General features: G+C 70.6%; 10 protein-coding genes and 1 tRNA gene. 3 read left to right on the top strand and 8 right to left on the bottom strand.

The window, feature by feature from the left end:
- Positions 1-57 precede the first annotated feature (57 nt).
- Positions 58-708, bottom strand: coding sequence for an ANTAR domain-containing response regulator (locus CP980_RS24890; RefSeq protein ID WP_030155829.1), 651 nt, complete (start codon positions 706-708; stop codon positions 58-60).
- Positions 709-800: 92 nt separating this feature from the next.
- On the opposite strand from CP980_RS24890, the gene CP980_RS24885 reads away from it, so the two are divergent.
- A tRNA-Leu gene (locus CP980_RS24885) sits at positions 801-884 on the top strand.
- A gap of 85 nt (positions 885-969) precedes the next feature.
- Positions 970-1,746 (top strand): helix-turn-helix domain-containing protein, encoded by a 777-nt coding sequence (locus CP980_RS24880; protein ID WP_150529118.1) that lies wholly within the window; start codon positions 970-972, stop codon positions 1,744-1,746.
- Positions 1,747-1,810: 64 nt separating this feature from the next.
- Here the strand turns inward: CP980_RS24880 and pyk are convergent, their stop codons facing one another.
- The 4 genes from pyk to CP980_RS24860 all read right to left on the bottom strand — a co-directional run bounded on the left by pyk (position 1,811) and on the right by CP980_RS24860 (position 5,978).
- On the bottom strand, positions 1,811-3,238 hold the full coding sequence (gene pyk, locus CP980_RS24875) for a pyruvate kinase (protein ID WP_099893314.1): 1,428 nt from the start codon (positions 3,236-3,238) through the stop codon (positions 1,811-1,813).
- Positions 3,239-3,389: 151 nt separating this feature from the next.
- A complete protein-coding gene (locus CP980_RS24870; protein WP_132760745.1) occupies positions 3,390-3,872 on the bottom strand; it encodes a GNAT family N-acetyltransferase in 483 nt (160 codons plus the stop codon).
- A gap of 59 nt (positions 3,873-3,931) precedes the next feature.
- Positions 3,932-4,627 (bottom strand): SIMPL domain-containing protein, encoded by a 696-nt coding sequence (locus tag CP980_RS24865; protein WP_132760688.1) that lies wholly within the window; start codon positions 4,625-4,627, stop codon positions 3,932-3,934.
- 100 nt (positions 4,628-4,727) lie between these two features.
- Positions 4,728-5,978, bottom strand: coding sequence for a glycoside hydrolase family 16 protein (locus CP980_RS24860; protein ID WP_150529117.1), 1,251 nt, complete (start codon positions 5,976-5,978; stop codon positions 4,728-4,730).
- Between the two features lie 173 nt (positions 5,979-6,151).
- Here CP980_RS24860 and CP980_RS24855 point away from each other — a divergent pair, with 173 nt between their 5' ends.
- Entirely contained in the window at positions 6,152-7,951 is a 1,800-nt protein-coding gene (locus tag CP980_RS24855) for a bifunctional metallophosphatase/5'-nucleotidase (RefSeq protein WP_132760690.1), read from the top strand.
- A 63-nt stretch (positions 7,952-8,014) separates the two neighbouring features.
- Here the strand turns inward: CP980_RS24855 and CP980_RS35250 are convergent, their stop codons facing one another.
- The 3 genes from CP980_RS35250 to CP980_RS24840 all read right to left on the bottom strand — a co-directional run bounded on the left by CP980_RS35250 (position 8,015) and on the right by CP980_RS24840 (position 12,147).
- The gene (locus CP980_RS35250; protein ID WP_167535877.1) at positions 8,015-9,136 is read right to left on the bottom strand and encodes an ALF repeat-containing protein; all 1,122 of its coding nucleotides are present in this window, start codon (positions 9,134-9,136) and stop codon (positions 8,015-8,017) included.
- Positions 9,137-9,313: 177 nt separating this feature from the next.
- Positions 9,314-10,723, bottom strand: coding sequence for a lysine N(6)-hydroxylase/L-ornithine N(5)-oxygenase family protein (locus tag CP980_RS24845; RefSeq protein ID WP_132760691.1), 1,410 nt, complete (start codon positions 10,721-10,723; stop codon positions 9,314-9,316).
- Positions 10,720-12,147 (bottom strand): pyridoxal phosphate-dependent decarboxylase family protein, encoded by a 1,428-nt coding sequence (locus CP980_RS24840; RefSeq protein ID WP_132760692.1) that lies wholly within the window; start codon positions 12,145-12,147, stop codon positions 10,720-10,722. The genes CP980_RS24845 and CP980_RS24840 overlap by 4 nt, the downstream gene beginning before the upstream one ends.
- Positions 12,148-12,236: the final 89 nt, after the last annotated feature.

Raw genomic sequence — 12,236 nt, 5'->3', positions numbered from 1 at the left:
CGCGTGAGGCCCGCCACCGGAAACGGTGGCGGGCCTCACGCATACCCGGGGACGCCGCTACTTCGCGGCGTTCTTCTTCTCCTCGGCGTCCTCGATGACCGCCTCCGCGACCTGCTGCATGGACATGCGGCGGTCCATCGACGTCTTCTGGATCCACCGGAACGCGGCCGGCTCGGTCAGCCCGTACTGCGTCTGCAGGATGCTCTTGGCGCGGTCCACCAGCTTGCGCGTCTCCAGCCGCAGCGAGAGGTCCGCGACCTCCTTCTCCAGCGCCTTCAGCTCCGCGAACCGCGACACCGCCATCTCGATGGCCGGCACGACGTCGCTCTTGCTGAACGGCTTCACCAGGTACGCCATGGCCCCGGCGTCCCGCGCCCGCTCGACGAGGTCGCGCTGCGAGAACGCGGTGAGCATCAGGACGGGGGCGATGGACTCCTCCGCGATCTTCTCGGCAGCGGAGATCCCGTCCAGGACGGGCATCTTCACATCGAGGATGACGAGGTCGGGCCGGTGCTCCCGGGCCAGCTCGACGGCCGTCTGCCCGTCCCCGGCCTCTCCGACGACGGAGTAGCCCTCCTCCTCCAGCATCTCCTTGAGATCAAGACGGATGAGCGCCTCGTCCTCGGCGATGACGACACGCGTCGTCAGCGGCGGAACGTGCGACTGGTCGGCGTCGGGCGTGGGCGTCGACTCGTGCTCGGCGGTCACGATGGCTCCTCGTTGCGGGGCGGTGCTGCTTGGATGAGCCTACCTAGCTGCAGTGCGGGGCGGTCACCCGGTACACTCCGACCAGCAACATTGCCGGGTTGGCGCAACTGGTCGACGCGGAGGTCTCAAACACCTCTGTCCGAAAGGACGTGTGGGTTCGAATCCCATACCCGGCACTTGTCCGATAAGCGGACGTTCACCTCCGCGTGAACGTCCGCTTATTGCTACACCAAGCCACGGCTGGTCACGCACAGTCGGTCCATGGAGTTCCACAGCCTCGAAATACGGCAAATGGCCCTCTCGCTGCTGCGCGGCGGAGCCAAGAACGCCGACGTGGCCCGACAGCTGAACGTGCCCCTCGGCACCGTGGGCTACTGGAAGCACAAGGACCGCGCCAAGCGTGGCGAATGCCCCGGCCGTCGCGCGCGCGACTGCGCTCGGTGCGACGGCGTCCCGCTGGACCGACCCGCCTACGCGTACCTCCTGGGCCTCTATCTGGGCGACGGCCATGTCAGCCGCTACTCCGGGCACCGGACCTGGAGCCTCATGATCACCCTCGACGACCACTGGCCCGGCATCCAGGACGAGGCGGAGGCGGCGCTCAAGGCGGTGTTCCCCCGCCACTCGACGTGCAGGGTGCGCGTGAAGGGGGCCCACAACATCAAGGTCTACTCGACGCACCTGCCCTGCATGTTCCCGCAGCACGGCCCCGGCAGGAAACACGAGCGCCTCATAGCCCTTGAACCGTGGCAGCAGGAGATCGTGGATCAACACCCGTGGGAGTTCGTCCGAGGATTGATCCACTCGGACGGATGCCGGATCACCAACTGGACCGTGCGGAACGGCAAGCGGTACGAGTATCCGCGTTACTGGTTCACCAACGTCTCCGGCGACATCCGGAATTTGTTCACGGACACGCTCGACCGGCTCGGGGTCGCGTGGACGAACTGCACGCGGAACGGGCAGCCGTACAACGTCTCCGTCGCGCGCAAGGGGTCCGTCGCGCTCATGGACGCGCACGTCGGGCCCAAGTACTAGCGGGCCGCAGGCCGTGGCCGCGTCGGGCGGACGGGGCCCGACGCGGGGGTGTTGCCGGGCGGCGTCAGCGGACCGGGTCGCCGATGTGGTGGACGCGGACCAGGTTGGTGGAGCCGGTGACTCCGGGGGGCGAGCCGGCGGTGATGACGACGACGTCGCCGCGCACGCAGCGGCCGATGCGCAGGAGTTCTTCCTCGACCTGGGCGACCATGGCGTCGGTGGAGTCGACGTGGGGGCCGAGGAACGTCTCCACGCCCCAGGTGAGGTTGAGCTGGGAGCGGGTGGCGGGGTCGGGGGTGAAGGCGAGCAGCGGGATGGGTGAGCGGTAGCGGGAGAGGCGGCGGACGGTGTCGCCGCTCTGGGTGAAGGCGACGAGGAACTTCGCTCCGAGGAAGTCGCCCATTTCGGCGGCGGCGCGGGCGACGGCTCCGCCCTGGGTGCGGGGCTTGCTGCGTTCGGTGAGCGGGGGGAGGCCCTTGGCGAGGATGTCCTCTTCGGCGGCTTCGACGATGCGAGACATCGTCTTGACCGTTTCGATGGGGTATTTGCCCACGCTGGTCTCGCCGGAGAGCATGACGGCGTCGGTGCCGTCGATGATGGCGTTGGCGACGTCGGAGGCTTCGGCGCGGGTGGGCCGGGAGTTGTCGATCATCGAGTCGAGCATCTGGGTCGCGACGATGACGGGCTTGGCGTTGCGCTTGGCCAGTTTGACGGCGCGCTTCTGGACGATCGGGACCTGTTCGAGGGGCATTTCGACGCCGAGGTCGCCGCGGGCGACCATGATGCCGTCGAAGGCGGCGACGATGTCGTCGATGTTCTCGACGGCCTGGGGCTTTTCGATCTTCGCGATGACGGGGAGGCGGCGGCCTTCCTCGTCCATGATGCGGTGGACGTCTTCGATGTCGCGGCCGCTGCGGACGAAGGAGAGGGCGATGACGTCGGCGCCGGTGCGCAGGGCCCAGCGGAGGTCGTCGATGTCCTTTTCGGAGAGGGCGGGGACGGAGACGGCGACGCCGGGGAGGTTGAGTCCCTTGTGGTCGGAGACCATGCCGCCTTCGATGACGAGGGTCTGGACGCGGGGGCCGTCGACGCCGGTGACTTCGAGGGTGACGCGGCCGTCGTCGACGAGGATGCGTTCGCCGGTGGTGACGTCGGAGGCGAGGCCCTTGTAGGTGGTGCCGCAGGTGTGGCGGTCGCCTTCGTGGTCTTCGACGGTGATGGTGAATTCGTCGCCGCGTTCAAGGAGTACGGGGCCTTCGGCGAATCGGCCGAGGCGGATCTTCGGGCCTTGAAGGTCGGCGAGGACGCCGACGCTGCGGCCGGTCTCGTCGGAGGCTTTGCGTACGCGCTGGTAGCGCTCCTCGTGTTCGGCGTAGGTGCCGTGGCTGAGGTTGAGGCGGGCGATGTCCATTCCGGCTTCGACCAGGGCTTTGATCTGGTCGTATGAGTCGGTGGCGGGGCCCAGGGTACATACGATTTTTGCTCGGCGCATGGGGCGAGCGTATGCCCCTACCAGGCAGTAGGAAATTGGTTCCGGGTGTCCACTCAACAACCTTTGGGCGAAAGGTTGTTGACAATTGTTGAATGTGCATGGGGGTGCTCTGATGAGCACCCCCATGGGCCTGCCGGTGCGCGCTTTCCGATCAGTTCGCGGGGGTCAGCGGGCGCTCGTGGCGGATGCCGGGCCGGCCGTCGATGGTCAGGGTCTCGACCTGGGTGAATCCGTTGCGGCGGAGCACGGCCATGGAGCCGGGGTTGTCCGGGGTGGTGACGGCGACGAGCCGGGTGAGCCCGTACGTGGACTGCGCGACGCGGCAGATCTCGGCGACGGCGGCGGTGGCCAGGCCGCGGCCGGCGGCGCTCTCGCCGATGCGGTAGCCGAGTTCGGCGCTGCCGTCCTCGATGTCCACGAGGTTGACGCGGCCGACCAGTTCGCCCTCGCGGGTGATGAGGACGTGGAAGCGGCACAGGCCGGTCTCCTGCTCGTCGAGCAGGGCGCGGTGGCGGGCGGCGAACTCGGTGAAGTACGCGTCGCCGCGGTCGGGGACGGTGCGGGCGAAGTAGGCGCGGTTGCGGCGCTCGAAGTCGAGGAGGGCCGGGGCGTGGTCGGCGCGGAGGCTCTCCAGGGTCCAGGCGCTGGCGTGGTCGCTGGCGTGCGCGCTGGCGTGCGCGCGGTCGTGGGCGTTCAGAGCTGGGGCGGGGTCATGGTGAAGCGGGCGTTCACCTGGGCGTGGACGGTCTGGCGCTGGGGTTCGAGGTCGAGGGGCGGGGCGGTTTCCTCGGAGGCGCTGAAGGCCATGGTGCGCATGCCGCCGGGTGCGGGCGGGTAGGCGGGGGCGTTCTCGGCGCCGAGGTCGGCGAGTTCGACGAGGGCGGCGAGTTCGGCGCCGAGGGCTGCGGCGTATTCGCGGGCGCGCTGGACGGCTTCGAGTACGGCTTGGCGGCGGGCCTCGCCGTGGGCGGGTGAGGTGGGGCGCAGGGCCCACCAGGGGCCGTCGACGCTGGTGAGTTCGAGGTCGGCGAGGCGGGTGGTGAGTTCGCCGAGGGCGGTGAAGTCGCCGAGTTCGGCGGTGATGTGGACGCGGCCGTGGTAGGCGCGGATGCGTTCGGCGCGGCCGTGGCGGGTGAGTTCGGGGTTGATGGAGAAGGCGCCGGTTTCGAGTTTTTCGACGGCGTCGCCGTAGCTTTTGACGAGGTCGAGGACGGTGTTGTTGCGGCGGGTGAGGTCTTCGAGTGCGGTGCGCCGGTCGGTGCCGCGGGCGGTGACGGTGACGGTGATGCGGGCGATTTCGGGGTCGACTTCGAGGTGGGCTTCGCCGCGTACGGCGACGCGGGGGACTTCGGGGGTTCCGTAGGGCTGGTGTGCGGATTCCTGGGTCATGTTTTCACTGTCGCACTGTCCGGGGGGTGTGCGGCGGATCCGGGCCGGGTCGGGCCGTGGTCCGCCGGACACCCCCTGGGTTCGTGTCCCGGCCCGGTGCCTACGGGAGGTTCCATTTCTGGTTGGGGGTTCCGCCGCAGGTCCAGAGCTGGAGGCGGGTGGCGTTCGCCGGGTTGTTGCCGGTGACGTCGAGGCATTTGTCGGCTTGCGGGTTGACGATGTCGCGGGCTGCGGGCAGGGCCCAGCGTTGTGCGGGGGTGCCGTTGCAGTCGTAGAGCTGGACGGGGGTGCCGTCGGCGGTGGCTCCGCCGGTCACGTCGAGGCATTTGCCGAGGGCGCGCAGGGTGCCGTCGGTGGCGGCGGTCCATTGCTGGGCGGGGCTGCCGTTGCAGTCGTAGAGCTGGACGGGGGTGCCGTTGGCGGTGTTGCCGCCGGCGACGTCGACGCATTTTCCGGCGAGGCCGGTGATCGGGCCGGTGCGGCCGGTGCCGGTGTCGGAGGTGGTGACGCGGACGTGGTCGACGACGAGTTGCTGGGGGAAGGCGGTGCTGGCGTCGGGGTCTCCGGGCCAGTAGCCGCCGACGGCGAGGTTGAGGATGAGGAAGAAGGGCTTGTTGAAGGCCCAGGTGCGACCGCCGAGGTCGGCGGGGGTGCGGCGCTGGTAGACGGTGCCGTCGACGGACCAGCTGATGGAGTTTGGTGCCCAGTCGACGGCGAAGGTGTGGAAGGCGTCGGCGAAGGCCTGGCCGCCGGGGAGGGTGTAGGCGGCGCCGATGCCGCCGGAGCCGGAGTATCCGGGTCCGTGCAGGGTTCCGTGGATGGTGGAGGGTTCGAATCCGACGTTCTCCATGATGTCGATCTCGCCGGAGTTCGGCCAGCCGACCTGGCCGATGTCGTTGCCGAGCATCCAGAACGCGGGCCACATCCCCTGGCCCCGCGGGACCTTGAGCCGGGCTTCGACGTGTCCGTAGGCCTGGGTGAAGCGGCCGGCGGTGTTGAGCCGGGCAGAGGTGTACTCGCACCGTCCGTACCAGCAGGTGTAGTTGGCGGGGTTCTCGCGGCGGGCGGTGATGACGAGGTGGCCCTGGCCGTCGAGGGCGGCGTTGCGGTTGCCGGCCGTGTAGTACTGCCGTTCGTGGTTGCTGACGTTGTCGCCGGTCTCGGTCTGCCATTTCGCGGGGTCGGCGGCGGCTCCGGCCGGTCCGTCGAATTCGTCGGTGAACGTGGCTGCGGCGGCTGCGGTCGTGGGGGTTGCCGAGGCGCCGGTGGAGGGGGCGGCGAGGCCGCCCCAGCAGAGCAGGGCGAGGGCGCCGAGTGCGGTGCGGCGGCGCCAGGTGGTGCGGATGGTCATGACATCACATCACTTCAGGTGGGGGGATGCACCTTCAACTGCCTTAGTTCAGTGCTTGATTGAAGGCTCATGACGGGGCCGCGTCAAGACATCGGCACCTGGTGGGGGTGTTGCGGCCGGTGGCCATCGGTCAGAATCTACGCGCGTTGTTCACGCCTATCAGGGGAGATGGCATGACGTTCGACCGTAGGAAGTTCCTGGGCACCTCGGCGGCGACGGGTGCTGCCGTCGCGCTGACGGGGGCCGCGAGCACCCCGGCCTCCGCCGCGGCGCAGGCGCCCGCGCAGCGGCAGCACACGTACGCGTTCACGGTGATGGGTACCACCGACCTGCACGGAAACGTTTTCAACTGGGACTACTTCACCGACAAGGAGTTCGACGACAAGGCGCACAACGATGTCGGCCTCGCGAAGATCTCGACGCTCGTGAACCAGGTCCGCGCGGACAAGGGGCGCCGCAACACCCTGCTGATCGACGCCGGCGACACGATCCAGGGCACCCAGCTGTCGTACTACTACGCCAAGGTGGACCCGATCACCGCGCGCCGCGGGCCGGTGCACCCGATGGCGCAGGCGATGAACGCGATCGGCTACGACGCGGCGGCGCTCGGGAACCACGAGTTCAACTACGGCATCCCGGTGCTGCGCAAGTTCGAGGAGCAGTGCGATTTCCCGCTGCTCGGGGCGAACGCGCTCGACGCGAAGACGCTGCGTCCCGCGTTCGCGCCGTACAGCATGCACCGGCTGCGCACCCCGCACGGGCGGGACGTGAAGGTGGCGGTGCTGGGGCTGACCAACCCGGGCATCGCGATCTGGGACAAGGCGAACGTGCAGGGCAAGATGACGTTCCCGGGTCTGGAGGAGCAGGCGGCGAAGTACGTGCCGAAGCTGCGTTCCATGGGGGCGGACGTGGTGATCGTGTCCGCGCACTCCGGTTCGAGCGGTACGTCCTCGTACGGTGACCAGCTGCCGTACATCGAGAACGCGGCCGCTCTGGTGGCGGAGCAGGTGCCGGGGATCGACGCGATCCTGGTCGGGCACGCGCACACGGAGATCCCGGAGTACCGGGTGAAGAACAAGGCGACCGGCAAGGACGTGGTGCTGTCGGAGCCCCTGAAGTGGGGCCAGCGCCTGACGCTGTTCGACTTCGAGCTGACGTGGTCGAAGGGCTGCTGGTCGGTGGCGAAGGTCTCGGCGCAGGTGCTGAACTCCAACACGGTCGCCGAGGACCCGAAGATCACCCGGCTGCTGTCGGACGAGCACCGCAAGGTCGTGGCGTACGTCAACCAGGTGATCGGTACTTCGACGCAGGCGATGTCCTCGGCGGAGGGCCCGGTCAAGGACGTCGCGATCATCGACCTGATCAGCCATGTGCAGGCGGAGACGGTGAAGGGGGCGCTGGCCGGTACGGAGTGGGCGGCGCTGCCGGTGGTCTCGCAGGCCTCGTGCTTCTCCCGGACGGCGGCCATCCCGGCCGGCCAGGTGACGATCAAGGACGCGGCGGGGCTGTACCCGTTCGAGAACACCCTTGAGGCGCGGCTGCTGACGGGTGCCCAGCTGAAGGACTACCTGGAGTTCTCGGCGCGGTACTACGTGCAGACGGCGGCGGGTGCGCCGGTGGACCCGGCGAAGCTGACGAACGCCGAGAACATCCCGGACTACAACTACGACGCGGTGTACGGGCTGGCGTACGACATCGACGTGGCGCAGCCGGCCGGTTCGCGGATCTCGGGGCTGTCGTTCCAGGGCAAGCCGGTGGATCCGGCGGCGCGGTTCGTGCTGGCGGTGAACAACTACCGGGCGTCGGGCGGCGGGAACTTCCCGCACGTGCCGCAGGCCAAGCAGGTGTGGGCGAATTCGGAGGAGATCCGCAACACGATCATCCAGTGGGTGAAGGCGAAGGGAACGGTCGATCCGGCGCAGTTCGCGTCGGTGGACTGGCGCCTGACGCGCGCCGGGGTTCCGGTGTTCTAGGGGGTGTCCGGCGCGGCCGGCCGCGGTGTGCTGCGGCCGGCCATGCCGGTGGTGCGGGTTCGGTCAGCGTTGCGCGCCGGCGCGGCGCATCCGGGCGGCGAGCAGCAGTCCGGCGCCGGCGACGAGCGCGGTGCCCGCGCCGCCCGCGATCAGGGGGGTGTGGTCGCCCGCGCCGGTGGTGGCGAGGGGGGCGCCGGTGTGGCCCTGGGCCGTGGTGGCGGTGTTGCCGGTGGCGGCGGCCGCGGTACCGGAGGCTGAGCCTGAGCCGGTACCGGAGCCGTTGCCCTGGTCCTGGCCGTCCTCGCCGGGGGCGGGCTTGTCCTTGTCCTTGGCCGCCTTGTCCTTCGCGCGGGCTTCGTACTGGCCCGTCTTGAGGAACTCGGTCCGGTCCGCGGGGGTGCCCGCGAGCGCGGCGCGGCCCGCCTTGACGAGTTCCGGACCGCCACCGTCGATGATCTTGGCGATGGCGACGCGGTTGTCCTGGTCGCGCAGCTCGTACTGGGTCACTTCGAGGAAGTGGCGCAGCTCGGCCGGGGTGGGCGATCCGTTCATGAGCTTGCTGATCGCCGCGCTGAGGATCGGGCCGTCCCAGCCTTCGTCGATGCGGGCCAGTTCGACCAGGTCGTCCGAGGCCTGGGCGAGGAACCGGCCGGTCTTCAGGAATGCGGCGCGGTCGGCGGGGGTGCCCCTCAGCGCTTTCTCGGCGGCTTCCTTCACGGCCGGGCCGCCGGCGGCGACCAGGCGGGAGATCTCGACCATGTTGTCGTCGTCGCGCAGCTCGTGCTGGGTCACCTCGTAGAAGTGGCGCAGCGTTTCGATGTCGTTCTTGCCGCTGAGGAGCTTGTTGATGCCCGCCTTCAGGGCGGGGCCCGCGTCGGCGGTGAGTCGGCTGATCGCGATGCGGTAGTCGTCCAGGCGGATCTTGTGCTGGTCGACTTCGATGAACTTCCGCATGGCCTGCGGGCCGTCGGCGATGGCCTTGCGGCCGGCTTCCTTCATGTACTCGCTGGCCATCGGGTGGGCGATGATCGCGAGGATGGTCTTGCGGTCCTCTTCGGTCCGGTCGGGCGCGTCCTGGTCCGGTGTGGTCGTCGCCGGCTGGTGGCCGGCGTCCGGGGTCCCGGGTCCGGCGGCGAACGCGGGTGACGCGATGAGGACGGCCGGAGCAAGGGCAGCGGTGGTCACCGCTGCGGCGATCCGGGAAAACTTCACAGACAAAACCCCCTGGAAACGTTTCTTCGGCAGAAGAGACGTTCGACCCCTACGGATGGTTGTAGTGGCGGTGTTCCCGCCCCACGGGGCGGGAACACGGCGTGCGGGGGCGGCGGCGGGGGCGGGGTGCGATCACCGGGCGGCGGGCTCTCAGGGGTGTTCGACCAGCGGGAGCAGCTCGACCGTCGGGGCGGGCCGGGTGTGCTCGCGCTGTTCGAGGCCGAAGGTGGTGAAGGCCGTGCGCGCGGGCTGGGGGTAGGGCTCCTTGCCGGTGAGGGTGTTCAGGATGGCGGCGCTGCGCCAGGCGGCGAGTCCGAGGTCGGGGGCTCCGACGCCGTGGCTGTGGCGTTCGCCGTTCTGGACGAAGATGCTGCCGGTGACGCTGGGGTCGAGGATCATGCGGTGGCGTTCGTCGATGCGGGGCCGGCCGGAGGAGTCCTTGCGCAGGTAGGGGTCGAGGCCGGCGAGGAGGCTGGTGAGGGGTCGTTCGCGGTAGCCGGTGGCGAGGACGACCGCGTCGGTGGTGAGCCGGGAGCGGGTGCCCTGCTGGGCGTGGTCGAGGTGGAGTTCGACCTTGGTGGTGGCGACGCGGCCGGCGGTGCGGACGCTGACTCCGGGGGTCAGGACCGCGTCGGGCCAGCCTCCGTCGAGGGTGCGCCGGTAGAGCTCGTCGTGGATGGCGGCGATGGTCGCGGCGTCGATGCCCTTGTGGAGCTGCCATTGGGCGGGGACGAGCTGGTCGCGTACGGGCTCGGGCAGGGCGTGGAAGTAGCGGGTGTAGTCGGGCGTGAAGTGTTCCAGGCCGAGCTTGGAGTACTCCATGGGCGCGAAGGACGGGGTACGGGCGAGCCAGGTGAGGCGTTCGCGGCCGGGAGGGCGGGAGCGGAGCAGGTCGAGGAAGACCTCGGCTCCGGACTGGCCGGATCCGATCACCGTGACGTGCTCGGCGCCGAGGATGCGCCGGCGGTTGTCGAGGTAGTCGGCGGAGTGGATGACGGGGACGGTCGGGGCGTCGGCGAGGGGGCGCAGCGGTTCGGGGACGTAGGGGGCGGTGCCGATGCCGAGGGCGAGGTTGCGGGTGTAGGTGCGGCCGAGGGCGACGGCTTCGCGGTCGGTGTCGAGCTGGGTGTAGTCGACTTCGAAGAGGTCGCGTTCGGGGTTCCAGCGGACGGCGTCGACCTGGTGGCCGAAGTGGAGTCCGGGCAGGCGTCCGGCGACCCAGCGGCAGTAGGCGTCGTATTCGGCGCGCTGGATGTGGAACTGCTCGGCGAAGTAGAAGGGGAAGAGCCGTTCCTTGTGCCGGAGGTAGTTGAGGAAGGTCCAGGGGCTGGTGGGGTTGGCGAGGGTGACGAGGTCGGCGAGGAAGGGGACCTGGAGGGTGGTGCCGTCGATGAGCAGCCCGGGGTGCCAGCGGAAGTCGTGGCGCTGGTCGTAGAAGGCGGTGGCGAGTTGGCCGGCTCCTTGGTCGGGGAGGCCCTGGGCGAGGGCCGCGAGGGACAGGTTGAAGGGGCCGATGCCGATTCCGACGAGGTCGTGGGGTGCATCGAGCTGGGCGGTCATCGGTGGCTGCTGCCTTCCAGGAGGGTGACGAGGGTGTCCAGGTCCCGTGGGGTGGTGTGGGGGTTGAGCAGGGTGGCTTTGAGCCAGAGGCGGCCGTCGGCGGTGGCGCGGCCGAGTACGGCGTGGCCGCCCAGGAGGAGGGTGCGGCGCAGGGCGGCGAGGTCGGTGTCGTCGGTGTGGGTGGGGCGGAAGAGGACGGTGCTGATGGTGGGGGGTGCGTGGAGTTCGAAGCGGGGGTGTGCGTCGAGGAGGCGGGCGAGGTGGTGGGCGAGTGCGCAGGTGTGATTGATGAGGTGGGCGAGGCCTTCGCGGCCCAGTGAGCGCAGGGTGGCGGCGATCTTGAGGGCGTCGGGTCGGCGGGTGGTGCGCAGGGAGCGGCCGAGGAGGTCGGGCAGGCCCGCTTCGGTGTCGTCGGGGGCGTTGAGGTAGTCGGCCTGGTGGGCGAGGGGGGCCAGCAGGGCGGTGTCGGGGACGGCGAGGAGTCCTGCGGCCACGGGCTGCCAGCCGAGTTTGTGCAGGTCGACGGTGAGGGAGTGGGCGCGGGCCAGTCCTGCGAGGCGGGGCCGGTGGCGGGGGCTGAGGGCGAGGAGGCCGCCGTACGCGGCGTCGACGTGGAGGTCGGCGCCGTACCGCTCGCACAGGTCGGCGATGGCTTCGAGGGGGTCGATGAGGCCGGCGTCGGTGGTGCCGGCGGTGGCGGTGACGAGGACCGGCCCGGAGGTGGCCGCGAGGGTTTCGGCGAGCCGGGCGGGGTCGAGGGTGCCGGCGGGGGTGGGGAGGCTGGTGGCGGGGGGCAGGCCGAGGAGCCAGGCGGCGCGGGGCACGGAGTGGTGGGCGTTGGCTCCGTGGAGGACGGTCAGGGCCGGTCCGTGGCGTTCGCGGGCGAGGAGCAGGCCGAGTTGGTTGGCTTCGGTGCCGCCGGTGGTGACGAGGGCGTCGGGGCGGGGGGTGTCGTAGAACTCGGCGGCGAGGGTGCGGGTGAGGAGGGCTTCGATCGCGGAGGCGGCGGGGGCCTGGTCCCAGGAGTCGAGCGAGGGGTTGAGGGCGCAGGCGGCGAGGTCGGCGGCGGCCGCGACGGCGAGGGGCGGCCCGTGGAGGTGGGCGGCGCACAGCGGGTCGGCGGGGTCGGCGGCGCCTGCGGCGAGGACGCGCACGAGGGTCCGCAGTGCTTCGTGGTCGCCGTGGCCCTTTTCGGGGAGTACGTCGCCCAGCGCGGCGGCGACGCGGGCGGCGACGGCGTCGGGGCCGCCGGCCGGGATCGGCCCGCCGCGCTCCTCGGCTCCGTCGTGCAGGGCTTCGAGGACGGTGTCGAGGAGGGGCCGCAGGGCCCGTGGGCCGAGGAGGCCGCCGGCGAGCGGGGGCCCCGGGGGCGCGGGGGGTGGCGGCGGGGGTGCGGGCGGCGGGGTGCCGGGCGGCGCGGTCATGCGGTGTCCTCACGGGAACGGGTCTGCGGCAGGGGGCCGGCCCTGTCGTGGGGTGCCTGGCGGCGGGCGCTGCTGCGGTGACAGCCCGG

The sequence above is a fragment of the Streptomyces vinaceus genome, from assembly GCF_008704935.1.
GTDB classification, from domain to species: domain Bacteria; phylum Actinomycetota; class Actinomycetes; order Streptomycetales; family Streptomycetaceae; genus Streptomyces; species Streptomyces vinaceus.
The sequence above is the reverse complement of the archived record's forward strand: the minus strand, read 5'-3'. Positions and strand labels throughout refer to the sequence as shown.

Excerpts from the sequence above, each read along its gene's own strand:
- CP980_RS24855 (WP_132760690.1), top strand. The coding sequence starts at position 6,152 with ATGACGTTCGACCGTAGGAAGTTCCTGGGCACCTCGGCGGCGACGGGT.
- CP980_RS24880 (WP_150529118.1), top strand. The coding sequence starts at position 970 with ATGGAGTTCCACAGCCTCGAAATACGGCAAATGGCCCTCTCGCTGCTG.
- pyk (WP_099893314.1), bottom strand. The coding sequence starts at position 3,238 with ATGCGCCGAGCAAAAATCGTATGTACCCTGGGCCCCGCCACCGACTCA.
- CP980_RS24865 (WP_132760688.1), bottom strand. The coding sequence starts at position 4,627 with ATGACCCAGGAATCCGCACACCAGCCCTACGGAACCCCCGAAGTCCCC.
- CP980_RS24860 (WP_150529117.1), bottom strand. The coding sequence starts at position 5,978 with ATGACCATCCGCACCACCTGGCGCCGCCGCACCGCACTCGGCGCCCTC.
- CP980_RS24840 (WP_132760692.1), bottom strand. The coding sequence starts at position 12,147 with ATGACCGCGCCGCCCGGCACCCCGCCGCCCGCACCCCCGCCGCCACCC.
- CP980_RS24845 (WP_132760691.1), bottom strand. The coding sequence starts at position 10,723 with ATGACCGCCCAGCTCGATGCACCCCACGACCTCGTCGGAATCGGCATC.